Origin of the sequence: Planctomyces sp. SH-PL14 (assembly GCF_001610835.1) — a bacterium.
Taxonomy (GTDB): Bacteria; Planctomycetota; Planctomycetia; order Planctomycetales; family Planctomycetaceae; genus Planctomyces_A.
Genome location: NZ_CP011270.1, coordinates 1,962,041 through 1,976,635, shown reverse-complemented (window position 1 = coordinate 1,976,635; position 14,595 = coordinate 1,962,041). Strand labels below are relative to the sequence as shown.

Sequence of the window (14,595 nt, the reverse complement as noted above, 5' to 3'; positions counted from 1 at the left end):
GCCTTCGTTGCCCTTGCGATCGCCCGAAGCACGACTCCGCGCAGTCCACGGGGGCGTCAAACGGTCTTTTCGGCTTCGGCCTTTTCCAGCACCTGGATCTGGTCGCGGAGGCGGGCCGCCACTTCGTACTGCTCGTTGCTGATCGCGTCACGGAGTTCGGACTTGAGGCGGATCAGCTCGTGGTTCCGCTGGTTCTCGGCCGGAGACTGCGAGGGGGACTTGCCGACGTGCTGCGTCTCGCCGTTGTGGATGCTTTCCAGCAGTGGGAGGAGTTCGTCGTGGAACGCTTCGTAGCAGTGCGGGCAGCCGAGGCGACCGATGCCGCGGAACTGCTTGAACGTGATCTGGCACATCGGGCAGGTCTTCTCGTCTGCCTCGCTCGATTCCTTTTCCGCCTGGCCGGGTCCTTCGTCGCTCTCTTCGGTGGCCGGGGCGACGGGGGCCGTTCCACCGACTTCCACGTTGGAGAGGTACTTCTGCGCGCACGATTCACAGAGGTGGATCGCCTGGACGTCGCCCTCGCGGATCTCGGTGATATGCAAGGTGGCCGGTTTCGGACACTCCTGGCACTTCTTCATGGGGGGCACGCTGCGTTGGAAGGGGGTCTTGTTGGACCGGGTTGCTTCGAATTCTAAACAGCGAGGTCAGTGCAGTGAATAAGCGATTTTGCGTCAACGGTTCGCGTCGGCGAAGTTCGCAGGTGGAATGCTGTCGGGAGCGGGCAGTCGACAGGCGAGGAGGCGAAATGTCGTGTCCCGCTGGCTCGGACCGCATCCTCGCCGGCACGGTGCTGCTCGCTCAAACCCAATGTGCCACGGCAGCCTGGGGGCAAGGGGGCCTGTGTTGTTTTCTGGCCCCTTGCCGCCGGAGGCACTTCCATGAGGAACCGTGGTAAACGACGGATGTCCCCTTTGTGGAACCGGCGTCGAGAACTCACCGCTCGCCCTGGAATCTGGGCGGGTTGGTGAGCGGGCATACGGCACGTTGTCCGCGCTTGAACACTCTCTCCTTCAGAGATCTCTCGACGAGACGGCCTCCGGCGGGCAAAGGGGCGTTGCCCCTCTGCACTCCCCACCAGGGTGCCCCTGGACCCGGATGGGGCGCAATCCGGGATTACCGTCCCGTGAATGGGGGCGGTCACTTCGCCTTCAGCGAGGCGAGCGTATGAAACCCACGGAAATACACACGGCCATTGGCGACCGCCGGCGTCGAGAACGAGTTGTCCCCAATCGGACTCTTGCCGAAGAGCTCGAACTCCCGGTTCGCCGCCACAACCGCCACCTGCCCATCTTCCCCGACCGCGTAGATCTTGTCGTCGATCAGGATCGGCGAGGCGCTGTAGTTCCCGCTGACTCGCTTCCGCCAGATCTCCTGACGGCTGGCGACATCGAGACACGCCGCGAAGCCATCGTCCGTCCACAGAAACAGGAGATCCCCCTTACCGACCGGCGTCGGGACGTAAGGCATCCCCTTCGTCAGTCCGATCGGGTTCGAATCGGGAGCGAGAGGATTGATCCCCAGCATCAGGCTTCCGCGGCCGCCCGAGCCGCAGGTCACAAAGACGAACCCACCCGCCTCGACTAGCGATCCGACCGTTCGCTTGTCCATCGGGGCGCTGCTCCAGAGCGTCTTGCCGGAATCGAGGTCCAGGCCGGTGATCCCGGTGACGCCGCTGGCGCAGATGAGCTGCGGCTTGGGCCCCTTGTCGAAGACGAACGGTGTGGAATAGGAGACTTCGCGGGAGGGGCGGTCGTTGGCCCACACCCGCTTCCCGGTCTTCCGGTTCAGGGCCACGATCGAGCTGGGGCCGTCCTGGTCGTTCGGAACGATCAGCAGGTCTTTGAAGATGAGGAGCGACATTCCCTGGCCATGCTGCCCTACGAAGGGCCCCAGGTCCTCGGACCAGATCTTCTCGCCGGCGTGCGTATACGCGATGACGACATACTGTCCGGTGTCCGCATGGCTGATGTAGACCCGCTCTTCGTCAGCGGTCGGCGTGCCCGAGGCGTAGCTGTTCTTCTTGTGGAGCGGATTGGCTCCCAGCTTGACGGTGTCGCTCCACAGCTCCTTACCGGTGAGGGCGTCGAGGCACCGCATGCTGCGGTCGCCGTCTTCGGTTCCGGTCGTCAGGAACAGCTTGTTTCCCCACACGATCGGGGAGGAGTGACCGACTCCCGGAAGCTCGACCTTCCACTCGAAGTCCGACTCCGTCCAGGTGGCGGGGACTCCCTTGAGCGGGCTGAATCCATTCCCCTGGGGACCGCGAAAGCGCGGCCATTCGTCGCCGTGGACCGAGAGGGAGAGGAGCGCCGCAGCCATCAGCGTGGCAACCGATGCGAAGAGTCGCATTGAGACAATCTCCGAGATCTGTGGGGGGATGACCGGCGGAAACCAGAGTCTACTCCTCTCGGATATGACCCGCCATGCCGCGAAAGAAGGCTTGGTCTCACCGGGTCCAGGGGCACCCTGGTGGGGGATGCAAGGGGGCAACGCCCTCTTGCCCGCCGGAGGCCCTCTCGTCGAGAGGTGTCTGAAGAAGTGCGTGTCCAAACGCGGACACCGTGCCAGATGCCCCCTCACCAATCCGCGGGAATTCCACAGCGAGTGGTGAGTCTTCAACGCCGGTCCCACAAAGGGGACGTCCGTTGTATCCCACGGTTAATCACAGGAGTGCCTCCGGCGGCAAGGGGGCCAAGAAAACAACACAGGCCCCCTTGACCCCAGGCTGCCGTGGCACATTGGGTTTGAGCGAGCAGCACCGTGCCGGCAAGGACGTGGTCGGCGCCGCTATTGGGCCCCGGGGGCTTTCGCCTTCTCCTCAGGCAACGCCTGCTTTGAGCAGAACTCCCAGATCGCTTCCGACGCACTGAAGTCCTGGCAGGTCGTGCCGACGATCGCCTTCGGGAGAATCACCTTCCCCGGCCAGGTGTGCCCGCCGCCCGTGATCTCCAGCAGGCAGACCTCACCTCCTGAGGCCCCCGCCGGATAACGGACCTGACGGACCAGCGTGCCGTCGTCGCAGGTGTTCGGCAGGAGCGTCGCCTCGGGACTCCCGCAGTGGTTCTTGCCGGCCCACCACTTTGCCACGTCCCGGGCCCCGACGAACTGCGTCCCGCGGCCGAACTTCTGCGATCCGCCAAAGTCGACGATCGCGTCCTCCGTGCCGTGGATCAGCAGCGTCGGGACCGGCCGGACCGGCTTGGCGTCGAGAAGCTGGTTGGGGATCGAGCCGGCGACCGAGGCGATCGCGGCGATGCGGTCCCCGTACTCCCACGCCATGCGGTTGGCCATGAACCCGCCGTTCGAAAACCCGGTCATGTAGACCCGGCGGCGGTCGATCAGCTTCTCTTCGGCAAGCGTGTCGACGAGGTGCAGCAGGTAGCCGGGGTCGTCCACGACCTCCAGGTCCCGGTTAGGGGGCTTGCGGCCCGTCCCTTCCCAGAACCGCCACATCTTGCCGACGCCGTCCGGGTAGACGACGAGGAAATCGTGCTCGTCCGCGACCTGATCGAAGCGGGTCATTGCCTGCGTCATCGCCGCCGTCGTCATCAGTCCGTGCAGGACAATCACGAGCGGCCGCGGCTTGGCCGGTTCCGGCGCGGAGGGAAGATGCAGGATCGCCACGCGTTCGAGGCCCGCGTGGGTGAGCGAGACGTCGCGGTTCGTTCCGTTCCGCTTTCGAACGCGGGGAGCCTTCGGACTCTCGCTCGAGGGGCCGGAGGTGAGCTGCGGGGCCGCTTTGTCGGCCGCCGGCAATTGGGGAGCGGCGGCAAGTCCGGCTAACAGACCCAGTCCGGCAGCGAGCGATCCGATCGGTCTCAGCACGGGTAACTCCCTGAGGAACTCCGCTCCCGGAGGATACGCCAGGAGGTGGGGAATTTTACGCGGAGGAGCCCGAAAAAGGGGCATCGGCGGCCGCCGTGGCGCAAATCCTGCCGGGATTGGGCCATGTTCTCCCCTCTTCGCCGGATTCGGCCTTTCGCGGTTGGCGAATTGTCCGTCGCCCTTCAGAATCGAGCCCGGCGGTGGTTCCGGCCCGCGTTGACGAGGTTTTGATGTCGCTGTTCCCGGTCAAACCGATTCCCATCGAGGTCGATGGTCTCCAGGTCGGCATCTCCCGACTGGAGCCGGTCCGCCAGCGGTTCGCCCAGGCGATCTCCGACTCGGTCGCCATCGGACTTCAGGCCCGCTGGCACGAGCAGGCGGGAGTGCGGCGGTTCGCCATCGATCCCGCCGGCGGGCGCTGGTCGGTCGGAGGGGTCGTTCCAGCGAGCCTGGTCGTCGAGTTTCTCGGCGACCAGCTGATGCGGATGGAGGCCACGATCGAAGCCGCGGAGGTCCGGCGGGTCGTCCGCTACTTCACCGGCAAGCTCGGGGAGCCGACGCAGTCCGACGATGAATGGTTCATGTGGAAGGACGATCCCTCGATGGTGATCCTCCAGTGCCACGAAGCGACCGCCACGTTCGACATGGTTCATCTGGATGTTGTCCACTGGGCGGAAGACCGGGCCCAGGCGGAGCAGGAGCGGCGGAACTCGGCGTGACGAGGGGCCCTGGTGGCGATCCGTCGGGCTGGATCGTCGAGCGGAGCCTTCGTGCCGGCCCCCGGTTTGGGGGCATTGTGGAGCGATTGCGACTGAGGATGCGGACTGTGAGCCGGTGATCGCGCCGCGGTCGGAAATTGCGCCGATTGCTGAAAAATGGCTCGTTGACGGGCTAGGGCATTTCCATAAACTGCGATCTCGTCTCGCAACTCGGCCAAGCGGGACCCTCCCTCCTCACTGATGCACCTCTCGAAAGTCACCCCCTGATGGTCCGTTCGGATCTCACGCCTCAACTTTCTGCCCTGCTGGCCGGCGCCAGCAAGCTGGCGGACAGCATTGAGGCGGCGGCGGTCCTGGTCCTGGCGGAGCATGTCTACGACTTTCGCGCGATCCGGGCGACGTTCGAGAAGCGGCCGGTGATCATCGCTTCGAACAAGCAGGAGATCGTCGAGGCGGCCAAGAAAGAAGGGCTGAGCGAGGTCCTCCTGAGCCATGAGCCGCAGACCCGGCAGATCCAGGTGAGCCAGGCGCTCCTCGAAGCGATCGCCGACGACCTGCTGCCGACCGGGGCCAAGGTGGTCGCCGTCTACACATCGTTCGACAAGGACGCCCTCGATACCGTCAGCATCATCAGCCTCACCGAACGGCTGGCCCGGCTGACCCGCCGGGACCTGCAGCGGCTCGAGACCTCCGTCCCGCTCGATACGCTTCGCCGCGTGGTCGACCTGGCGGTCGAGATCGGCCGCGAGGGGCGCGAAGGACATGCGGTCGGGACGCTGTTCGTGGTCGGCCAGCATCGCAAGGTGCTGGAGATGTCGCACGAAGGGGTTCACGACCCGTTCCGCGGCTACAGCGCCAAGGAGCGGATGATCCACAATCCCCGCGTCCGCGAGAGCATCAAGGAACTGGCCCAGATCGACGGGGCGTTCGTGATCTCGTCCGACGGGCAGGTCGTTTCGGCCGGCCGGATTCTGGACGCGAACGCGGAGTCGATCACCCTCTCGAAGGGCCTCGGAGCCCGGCACTGGGCGGCGGCCGGGATCAGCAAGGCGGCCCGGGCGATCGCCATTGCGGTTTCGGAATCGACCGGGACCGTCCGGATCTTCCAGGACGGCGTCGTGGTCCTGCGGATCGAGCCTCTCGATCAGGCAATGAAGTGGCACGAGGTCGCCACCGAGCCGCCGCTGGATTAGGCGGAAGGCTTAAGACTGAAGGCGGAAGGAAGAGGGCCGGGGCGGGCGCTCGAATCTTTGGTCGGTTGGCGAATACTCTTCTGTCGTCGCTCGTCCCTAGTCGTTCGTCCCTGGACCCTAGTCCCCCATGGCCCCATCGGATCGGATCCGGCTCGCGTACTCGCCGGAACTCGCGTCGCGCGTGCTGCGGCATGTCGGAGAGCGGTTTGCCGAGCATCTCGCTCGCAGCCAGCAGGCGGAGGGGCCGGTGCTCCCCTGGAATGCTCCGGCCGAGAACGTCGCGCGGGCCGCAGAGTTTCTCGGGGCGGGAGAGTCGCAACCGGGCGAGGATGTTGAAGCGGTCGCGAGACGCTTTGAGACGCTCGTGCAGACGATTCTGGATCGCGGGATCAACCTGCATCATCGGCACTACATTGGCCATCAGGTCGCTCCGCCGCCGCCGCTCGCCGCGGTGTTCGATGCGATCTCGTCGCTGACCAACCAGGGGGCAGCGATTTACGAGATGGGGCCGTGGTCCGCCGGGGTCGAGCGGGCGGTCGTCAATCGCCTTGGGGAAGCGTTCGGGTTGCCGGCGGGAGGTTTTACCGGCTTTGCGACGCACGGCGGCTCGCTGGGGAACCTGACCGCTCTCCTGACCGCGCGGAGCATTCAGTTTCCCGGCGTCTGGCAGAACGGGTTTGAGGCCGGTCCGACTCCCGTCCTGCTCGTCCATCGCGATGCGCACTACTGCGTCGACCGGTCGGCGGGGATCCTGGGGATCGGGACGTCGCGGGTGATTCCACTGGCGCTCGACGGGGACCGTCGGATCGATGTGCCGCAGCTACGGACAACGCTGGCCGACCTGCGGTCGCGGGGGACGCCGATCCTGGCGGTCGTGGCGTGTGCGGGGACGACGATGACCGGGACGTTTGATTGCCTCGGCGACATTGCGGATGTCTGCCGGGAGTTCGGCGTGTGGATGCACGTCGACGCCGCGCACGGCGGCGGAGCGATCTTCAGCGAGCGGCACCGGCATCGGCTCCAGGGGCTCGAGCGGGCAGACAGCTTTGTCTGCGACGCCCACAAGATGATGTTCGCTCCGGCGTTGTGCGCCTTCGTGTTCCATCGCCATCCGGATCGCCGCTATGCGACGTTTGCGCAGGAGGCCCACTACCTCTACGACCCGACTGCGTCCGGGAGCGCCGATTTCGACTTCGGGCTGCTGACCGTCGAATGCACCAAGCGGGCCATGACCTACACGGTGTGGGGGCTGTGGAGCCTGCTGGGGCCGGGGATCTTCGGCGATCTGGTCGACGCGACCTGTGCCCGGGCGGAGGAGTTTGCGGAGGACCTGCGGGAGGCGCCCGACTTCGACCTGCTGTTCCAGCCGGAGTCGAACATCGTCGTCTTCCGCTACCGCCCCGCCGCCTGGCAGGGGAGCGAGGAGCAGCTCGGCGAGTTCAACCGCCGGATCCGGCGGACAATCATCGAATCGGGGCGGTTCTACTTCGTCCAGACTTCGGTCGATCACGTGGGGGCTCTCCGCGCGGTCGTCATGAACCCGCTCACGACACGATCGGATCTGCGGGGACTGATGGATGAGGTCCGTGCGACGGGGCAGGCCCTCAGTGCGGCGGGAGTGCCGGTCTGAACCCACGGGGGAAAACGGAGATACGGGCAGGAGTTGCAGGAGGGCGGGGGATCGACGCGCCACGGCGGGGGGCTAGATTGACGGCGCCCGGTGCGGAACTAGAATCGCGGTTTCGCTGGCGCTGACAATCCATCGTGTCGCCCCGCCGCGCCCGCCCTCCCGCGTTGGAAGCACTGAGGTGAACGTGCAAATCGAAGTCTCGTCCCGTCACGGGGCCGTCAAGCCGGCCGCGCACGAATACATGGTTCGCAAGGCGGAAAAGCTTCTGACGTATTTCGAACGCGTGACGGCGATCAACGTGACGGTGGACTTCGGGGATGAAAAGGCCAAGGAAGACCGCGTGAAGGTCGAAATCCTGGTCGACGCCGAGCACAAGCACAATTTTGTCGCCGCGGACGACGCGGCCGAAGTGAACATCGCGTTCGACCAGGCGATGCACAAGATGGAACAGCAGATCAAGAAGTACAAAGAGAAACTGCAGGATCACCGCCGGGATACCCCCATGGGCGGATAAGCCAGCCGGCATACGGTGTGTCGCGGCGCTCCTCGCCTGCCAAGCCGGGCGAGTGTTGAACTTTGGAGCAATTCGGGGATCGGTTCGGGCTGGCGGATCCTGGGAGTAACGAATGAAACTGACTGAATTTGTCGTGGCGGATGCGATCATCCCCGAACTGAAGGCCACCACCAAGGAGGCGGCCATTCGGGAGATCATCGCCAGTCTTCGTGAGGCGGGACGCATCCCGGCCGAACACGAAGAGGCGATCGCGGCCGCCATCATGAAGCGGGAAGAGCTCGGCTCGACCGGCATCGGCCGGGGAGTCGCCGTCCCGCATACGAAGCACGCGTCCGTCAACGGGATGGTCGCCACGGTGGCCCTCTCGAGCGCCGGGCTCGAGTTCGCCAGCCTGGATGGTGAAGACGTCCATATCGTGTTCCTGCTGATCTCTCCGCCCGACCGGCCCGGGGATCATCTGCGAGCATTGGAGACGATCACCCGCCATCTCAAGAGCGATGACTTTTGTAACTTCCTCCGGCAGTCCAAGAGCCAGCAGCTGGTCATGGACCTGCTCCAGGAAGCCGACGAAAAGCAGTTCTGAAGATGTTGTCCGACGGTGCGTGACGTACCGCTTTGCGGACCGCAAGGCGGTTGGGCTGGTGCAGCCCAGGCCCCTCAGACGGAAAGGATTCTGTACGAGAAGTCACCAACTCACGAAGAGTCGCCGAACCCGAGAGATTAGATTTTTGTCCTGTGGGTAGAACTCAAGGCATGGGTTTTGCCGGCAGGCATGCCGGGCCAGTCTGATTTTTGGTTGCGAGCGGTCGAACGTGAGAGGTGAGTCGTGGAAGCACTGATGAGCGAGACTATGACCCTGAACCGAACTGTGACGGTCGTGAATGAAAACGGCCTGCACATGATTCCGTGCTCGCTCATGGTGCGCCTCATTAAGGATTTCCAGGGAGACGTCCGCCTTTCCAACGGCCAGCACGAGGCCGATTGCAAGTCCATGTTCGATCTCCTGCAGCTCGCCGCCGCGCCCGGAACCACGCTCTCGCTGACCGTGACCGGAGAACAGGCGGAAATCATGGCCGAGCAGATCTCGCGATTCTTCGAGAATGGCTTTAAGCTGGAGTCGTAGGGGCGGGTGCCGAAGGTGGAACGTTTGATCCGCCCGGTCCGTTCCACGTTTCCATGGAGCGTGCGTCGTCGGCGCGCCAGCGGCTCGGCATCCGGGGCAAACCCCGGAGAGGGATGGATGGATGTTCGTGAAGCAGGGGATCGCCGTCTCGCCGGGCGTGGCCATCGGCCCGGCGATCCTCATCGGTAAGAACGAACTCCAGATCCCCCACCGCTACCTGACCGGCGACGTCGTCGACTTCGAGATCAGCCGGCTCCACGGCGCCTTGCAGCGGGTCTGCGAGGAAATTGCCGAGCAGGAACGCCTGGCGACGGAGCAGCTCGGGGCGCAGTTTGCCGCGATCTTCGGGGCGCATCTGCTGCTGGCCCGGGACAAGAAGCTGGTCCAGGAAATCGAAGAGCAGATCCGCAAGCGACGCTATGCCCCTGAGCAGGCGACGCAGAATGTGCTGAGGAAACGCGCAGGTCAGCTCCGCGCCCTTTCCAACAGCTACATCGCCGAGCGGTCTTTGGACCTTGAGGATCTGGAAAAGCGGCTGCTGCGGCACCTCGTCGGGGAGCCGCATCAGGAGCTGTCGAATCTCAAGACCGAAGCGATCATCCTCGCCCACAACCTGACCCCCAGCGAGACCGCGAGTCTCGACAAGAAGTTCATCCGGGCCTTCGCGACCGAAGTCGGCGGCCCGACGAGCCACACCGCGATCCTGGCCGGGGCGCTCGAGATTCCGGCGGTCGTCGGCCTCGGGCAGTTCCTCTCCGAGATCGGCGGAGGGGGCGAAACGGTCATTATCGACGGCAACGAAGGCCTGATCTACATCGACCCGGACGAGGCGACGATCGGCCGCTACCGGGCGATCCAGGCCGAAGAGGCGGCCCGCGCCAGCCAGCTCATCAGCCGGCAGGTGGTCGACGACATCTGCACGACGGCGGACGGGGCCCGCGTGATCGTCCTGGGGAACATCGAGTTCCCGGAGGAGGCGGAGCACTGCCAGGAGCGGGGGGCCGAAGGGGTCGGTCTCTACCGCACCGAGTTCCTCTACCTGGGGCATCACAAGGAGCGGACCGAGGACGAGCATTTCCAGGCGTACAAGCATGTCGCCCGGACGTTCGGGGACGCCCCGGTCGTGATCCGGACCCTCGACCTGGGGGCGGACAAGATCCCCGGGAACATGCACGACTACTTCAGCGACTTCGCCAATCCCGAGCTGGGGATGCGGAGTATCCGCGTCAGCCTGGCGAACAAGCGGTTGTTCAAGACGCAGCTTCGGGCGGTTCTGCGGGCGGCGGTCGAGGGGAACATCTGGCTGATGTTCCCGCTGGTTTCGTCGCTGCTGGAGCTGCGGCAGGCGAAAATGCTGGTGCAGGACGTCTGCGAGGATCTCGAAGAGGAGAACGTCACGTTCCGCAGGAAGATCCCGATCGGCATGATGGTTGAAGTCCCATCGGCGGCGATCATGGCGGACGAATTCGCCCGGGAAGTCGACTTCTTCTCTATCGGCACCAACGATCTGATCCAGTACACTCTGGCGGCCGACCGCTCCGACCCGGCGGTCGCCCGGTACTACAACGCCGCCGATCCGGCGATTTTGCGGCTCATCGAAATGGTCCAGAAGGCCGGCGATGAGCACAAGATTCCCGTCACCGTCTGCGGGCAGATGTGTTCCGATCCGAAGTTCGTCCCGCTCCTGATGGGGGTGGGGGTGCGGCGCTTCAGCGTCACTCCTCCCGCCATTCTGGAAATCCGGGACCTCGTCGGGCGCGTGACGATGCCGCAAGTCCGGGAGATCGCAGCCCGGGCCCGGCACATGGAGAGCGCGCGGGACATCGAGGCGTTCCTTCGAGGAGAACTCCGCAAGATCTACCAGGACAACGACTACTAGGCGATTTCGAGGGCGGGGCTTCCGTCCTTGCTGGCGACCGTGGGCTGAATCGGGGTTTCTTTCCGATGGCCGCGGGAGCCGCCGAAGAATTGCAGTCGATTGCCAGCTCGCCCGGACGTCGTTGACGCGAGGGGAGTGCCTGGACCACCACAGATCACGCGGGCTCGGCTGGAAGAGGGCGTCACGGGGGGACCCCGGGGGACACGGAGAGAGGGGACCAGCCGGTTCCTCTCGTCCGCGGGTCAACGAAATACTTTTGCGACCCGCTTCCGGACTTGTCGTCCGGGGCGGACAGAACCAGTTGTTTTCATTCCTGGTCTGACAGCGTGCAGATTCTTCCGCAGAGCGCCCCACCCTGCCCGGTCCGGACTTCGTTCCGCCGGCGGGACACGCGCGCTCCCGGTTCTTCTTTCGAGGCATCGCCCTCCGTGGCGAACTGCTTGGCCTCGACCGACCGGATTGACGCGGACATTCGTGAACCATTCTCGATCGACGCGGGACGGGAAAACGGCGAGCCCTACACGGCTGCCGCTCCCCGGAACGCATCTTTTCAGCCCGGCGCGGCCCCGCGTGCGTTTTGCGGGACCAGCCGCCGCCCTATGGCGCTGAACCTTCCGGAATCCGAATGCCTTTCGCGACCGTCCCTTGCGGGCGCCCTTCGCGAAGAAACTCACCCTGTCCGGCCGCAGACCGGATGTTCCCTCCGTGGAATATCCCCAACCGGACGATCTCGTCCGAGGCACAGGGTGACCCATGAAAAAAGAAATGCTGATCAACGTCCTCCAGCCGGAGGAGAGCCGCATCGCCATCATTGAAGATGGGGTGCTGGAAGAGCTCTACGTCGAGCGGACGAGTCACGAGAATCTCGTCGGCAACATCTACAAGGGCAAAGTCGTCAACATCGAGCCGAGCATCCAGGCGGTGTTCGTCGATTTCGGCGTCGGCCGCAACGGCTTCCTCCACGTCAGCGACGTCGAGTTCCAGTACTACAAGCATCTCGTCTCTGAAGAGGAGATGCGGGCCAACCGCAAGAACCCGAAGTTCAACGAGCGGAGCGCCCGCCACAAGCCGCCGATCCAGGACATCTTCACCCGCGGCAGCGAAGTCCTGGTCCAGGTCATCAAGGAAGGGATCGGCACCAAGGGCCCGACGCTCTCGACCTACGTCAGCATCCCGGGCCGCTATCTCGTGCTGATGCCGGGCCTCCAGCGGATGGGGGTCAGCCGCAAGATCGAGGACGAAGAGACCCGCCGCCGGCTCCGCCAGATCCTTCGCCAGATCGATCCGCCCGAGGGGCTGGGCTTCATCGTCCGCACCGCCGGCGTCGACCGCAGCGCCGAGGATCTTGTCCGGGACATGAACTACCTGCTCCGGCTGTGGAAGACGATCGTCCGCCGGATCGAGAAGCAGCAGTCGCCGGTCGACATTTACGAAGAGACCGACCTCATTACCCGGACGATCCGGGACATCTTCTCGGCCGACATCGAGACGATCTGGATCGATGAGCCGAAGGCGTACGAGCGGGCCCGGGACTTCGTCGAAGTCATCATGCCGCGACACGTCGACCGCGTGAAGCTGTACGAGGCCAAGGAACCGCTGTTCCACAAGTACCGCATCGAGGAAGAGATCGACCGGATCCAGTCCCGCCGCGTCCCGCTCCCGGGCGGAGGATCGCTGGTCATCGATCAGACCGAAGCGCTCGTGGCGATCGACGTCAACAGCGGCAGCCACCGCGTCGACAACGATGCCGACAAGACGTCGCTTCAGGTGAACCTGGCCGCGGCGAAGGAGATCGCCCGCCAGATCCGTCTCCGCGACCTAGGCGGCGTGATCGTCAACGACTTCATCGACATGCGGGACGAGCGTCACCGCCGGATGGTCGAGAACAAGCTGCGGGACTGCGTCGAGCGGGACCGGGCCCGGACGAAGGTCCTGCGGATCAGCCCGTTCGGCCTGATCGAGATGACCCGCCAGCGGATCCGGCCGTCGCTGAAGCGGAGCGCGTATGAGGACTGCCCCTGCTGCCGCGGCGTGGGGATGGTCAAGACCGGCGAGAGCATGGCGATCGAGGTGGTCCGCACGATCATGAAGCGGGCCAGCAACGAGGAAGTGAAGCGGATCCAGGTGGAGTGCCACACCCGCGTCGCCGACTTCCTGATCAACCGCAAGCGGCGGGACATCATTGACCTGGAAGAGCGGTACGGGATCACGGTCACGATCCAGACCGGGATGAACGTCACGCCGGAACACCTCGTCGTGAAGTGCCTCAACGACATCGGCCAGGAGGTGTCGATTCTGGGGAGTGGGGACTCGTATTCCCGCTCGTAATTCGCTACATTGCTCCGCTTCGCGTTTGGCTCATCCGGCCGGCTTGCCGCCGGTGAGCCTAACCGCAGTGGCTCCAGGAGCTTGCGGCAGAACGCCGACGTTCACCGATTTTGACGTCTTGGGATTCGGGATTCCGTACCATGTCCGTGTTTGCCATTTTTGAAACCGACGGCCGTCAGATTCGTGCTCAGGAGGGGGACGTCCTCCAGCTCGATCTTCGCGATGGCGTCGAGACCGGCACGAAGCTGAAGTTTGACCGGGTGCTCCTCGCCAACGGCGGAGCGTCCAGCATTCTGGGCGGTCCGGTGATCGACGGGGCTTCGGTCTCGTGCGAAGTCGTCGAGCCGATCGTCAAGGGCGAGAAGCTCGAGATTCAGAAGTTCCGCCGCCGTCACAATTCGCGTCGCCACACCGGTCACCGGCAGAAGTACACGCACGTGAAGGTGACGGGGATCCAGATTCCGGGTCTCGAAGTTGCCGCACCGAAGTCCTAAGTCTGGACGCCGATACCGGCCCCAGTCTTGTTGCTGATTCGGGACAGCCTCCTTTGCCGGAGGCTGTCTTCGTTTTCGGGCGAACTCCGTGTTTGTCCGGCGTGTCCCGACTCAGGCCCTCCGGTCTGCGGGGGGCCGGCGATTTCCCGGTCCGTGCGAACGGGTTCCGTTGACAGTCGGCGCGAGTGTATGCTTTACTCCGCTCCCTCTTCGACCCGCCTTGGGGCGGTCGGCATGGGGGTCCGCCACCGTAGCTCAGCTGGTAGAGCAATGCTTTCGTAAAGCATAGGTCGTCGGTTCAAATCCGACTGGTGGCTCTGAACGAACCTGCCCCTTTGACGGGGGGCAGGTTTTGTCGTTTCTGGAGTCTGGAGTCGTGTCCTTGCCGGCACGGCTGTGCTTGCTCAAACCCATTGTGCCACGGCCGCTGGGGTCAAGGGGGTCTCGCCCCCTTGCTGCCGGAGGCGCTTCCATGAGGAACCGTGGTACACAACGGGCGTCTGCTTTGTGGTACCGGCGTTGAGGACTCCCCGCTCGCTCTGGACTCCCTGCGGGTTGGTGAAGGTGCATCCGGCACGTTGTCCGCGCTTGGACACGTGTTCCTTCAAGCATCTTTCGACAGCCAGGCCTCCGGCGGGCAAAGGGGCGTTGCCCCTCTGCACTCCCCACCAGGGGTTCCCCCTGGACCCCGGTTGGCCCAGAACGCGGCGGCGCACCCCGCCTCTCCAGGCTCCCAACTCCCCTTTTCCACTCCGGCAGATTCTGCTACATCACGCCCCATAGGCTCGGAACCGGGGGCGCATCCGTCTGGAATCTCTTGACGGCCGCCCATCCCTCCGCCCGCTCGAGACGGACTTCGAACGGCGGATCATCCATGGAAGGAGACTGGA

At 64.7% G+C, this 14,595-nt stretch carries 12 protein-coding genes and 1 tRNA gene; 10 read left to right on the top strand and 3 right to left on the bottom strand.

All coding sequences use genetic code 11. The features are described 5' to 3' along the window. Positions 1-56 precede the first annotated feature (56 nt). The 3 genes from VT03_RS07665 to VT03_RS07655 all read right to left on the bottom strand — a co-directional run bounded on the left by VT03_RS07665 (position 57) and on the right by VT03_RS07655 (position 3,825). Complete coding sequence (locus VT03_RS07665) at positions 57-578, bottom strand: UvrB/UvrC motif-containing protein (RefSeq protein ID WP_075092446.1); 522 nt, start codon at positions 576-578, stop codon at positions 57-59. Between the two features lie 559 nt (positions 579-1,137). After that, positions 1,138-2,349 (bottom strand): PQQ-binding-like beta-propeller repeat protein, encoded by a 1,212-nt coding sequence (locus VT03_RS07660; protein WP_075092445.1) that lies wholly within the window; start codon positions 2,347-2,349, stop codon positions 1,138-1,140. Between the two features lie 438 nt (positions 2,350-2,787). Then, entirely contained in the window at positions 2,788-3,825 is a 1,038-nt protein-coding gene (locus VT03_RS07655) for an alpha/beta hydrolase family esterase (protein WP_197489240.1), read from the bottom strand. 230 nt (positions 3,826-4,055) lie between these two features. Here VT03_RS07655 and VT03_RS07650 point away from each other — a divergent pair, with 230 nt between their 5' ends. The 10 genes from VT03_RS07650 to VT03_RS07605 all read left to right on the top strand — a co-directional run bounded on the left by VT03_RS07650 (position 4,056) and on the right by VT03_RS07605 (position 14,022). After that, positions 4,056-4,544 (top strand): hypothetical protein, encoded by a 489-nt coding sequence (locus tag VT03_RS07650; protein WP_075092443.1) that lies wholly within the window; start codon positions 4,056-4,058, stop codon positions 4,542-4,544. A gap of 266 nt (positions 4,545-4,810) precedes the next feature. Continuing rightward, on the top strand, positions 4,811-5,737 hold the full coding sequence (locus VT03_RS07645) for a DNA integrity scanning protein DisA nucleotide-binding domain protein (RefSeq protein ID WP_075092442.1): 927 nt from the start codon (positions 4,811-4,813) through the stop codon (positions 5,735-5,737). A 127-nt stretch (positions 5,738-5,864) separates the two neighbouring features. Next, complete coding sequence (locus tag VT03_RS07640; protein ID WP_075092441.1) at positions 5,865-7,367, top strand: pyridoxal phosphate-dependent decarboxylase family protein; 1,503 nt, start codon at positions 5,865-5,867, stop codon at positions 7,365-7,367. Positions 7,368-7,545: 178 nt separating this feature from the next. Continuing rightward, positions 7,546-7,881: a ribosome hibernation-promoting factor, HPF/YfiA family gene (hpf, locus tag VT03_RS07635; protein ID WP_231870622.1), complete on the top strand. Its 336-nt coding sequence runs from the start codon at positions 7,546-7,548 to the stop codon at positions 7,879-7,881. A gap of 112 nt (positions 7,882-7,993) precedes the next feature. Next, the gene (locus tag VT03_RS07630; protein WP_075092440.1) at positions 7,994-8,464 is read left to right on the top strand and encodes a PTS sugar transporter subunit IIA; all 471 of its coding nucleotides are present in this window, start codon (positions 7,994-7,996) and stop codon (positions 8,462-8,464) included. A 243-nt stretch (positions 8,465-8,707) separates the two neighbouring features. Beyond that, a complete protein-coding gene (locus VT03_RS07625; RefSeq protein ID WP_156514346.1) occupies positions 8,708-9,004 on the top strand; it encodes an HPr family phosphocarrier protein in 297 nt (98 codons plus the stop codon). A 121-nt stretch (positions 9,005-9,125) separates the two neighbouring features. Continuing rightward, positions 9,126-10,883, top strand: coding sequence for a phosphoenolpyruvate--protein phosphotransferase (ptsP, locus tag VT03_RS07620; protein WP_075092438.1), 1,758 nt, complete (start codon positions 9,126-9,128; stop codon positions 10,881-10,883). A 753-nt stretch (positions 10,884-11,636) separates the two neighbouring features. Continuing rightward, entirely contained in the window at positions 11,637-13,211 is a 1,575-nt protein-coding gene (locus VT03_RS07615) for a ribonuclease E/G (RefSeq protein ID WP_075092437.1), read from the top strand. Between the two features lie 140 nt (positions 13,212-13,351). Beyond that, the gene (gene rplU / locus VT03_RS07610; protein ID WP_231870620.1) at positions 13,352-13,705 is read left to right on the top strand and encodes a 50S ribosomal protein L21; all 354 of its coding nucleotides are present in this window, start codon (positions 13,352-13,354) and stop codon (positions 13,703-13,705) included. Positions 13,706-13,949: 244 nt separating this feature from the next. Next, positions 13,950-14,022: transfer RNA gene (locus VT03_RS07605), tRNA-Thr, on the top strand. Positions 14,023-14,595: the final 573 nt, after the last annotated feature.

Excerpts from the sequence above, each read along its gene's own strand:
- VT03_RS07665 (WP_075092446.1), bottom strand. The coding sequence starts at position 578 with ATGAAGAAGTGCCAGGAGTGTCCGAAACCGGCCACCTTGCATATCACC.
- VT03_RS07660 (WP_075092445.1), bottom strand. The coding sequence starts at position 2,349 with ATGCGACTCTTCGCATCGGTTGCCACGCTGATGGCTGCGGCGCTCCTC.
- VT03_RS07650 (WP_075092443.1), top strand. The coding sequence starts at position 4,056 with ATGTCGCTGTTCCCGGTCAAACCGATTCCCATCGAGGTCGATGGTCTC.
- VT03_RS07645 (WP_075092442.1), top strand. The coding sequence starts at position 4,811 with ATGGTCCGTTCGGATCTCACGCCTCAACTTTCTGCCCTGCTGGCCGGC.
- VT03_RS07640 (WP_075092441.1), top strand. The coding sequence starts at position 5,865 with ATGGCCCCATCGGATCGGATCCGGCTCGCGTACTCGCCGGAACTCGCG.
- VT03_RS07630 (WP_075092440.1), top strand. The coding sequence starts at position 7,994 with ATGAAACTGACTGAATTTGTCGTGGCGGATGCGATCATCCCCGAACTG.
- ptsP (WP_075092438.1), top strand. The coding sequence starts at position 9,126 with ATGTTCGTGAAGCAGGGGATCGCCGTCTCGCCGGGCGTGGCCATCGGC.
- VT03_RS07615 (WP_075092437.1), top strand. The coding sequence starts at position 11,637 with ATGAAAAAAGAAATGCTGATCAACGTCCTCCAGCCGGAGGAGAGCCGC.
- rplU (WP_231870620.1), top strand. The coding sequence starts at position 13,352 with ATGTCCGTGTTTGCCATTTTTGAAACCGACGGCCGTCAGATTCGTGCT.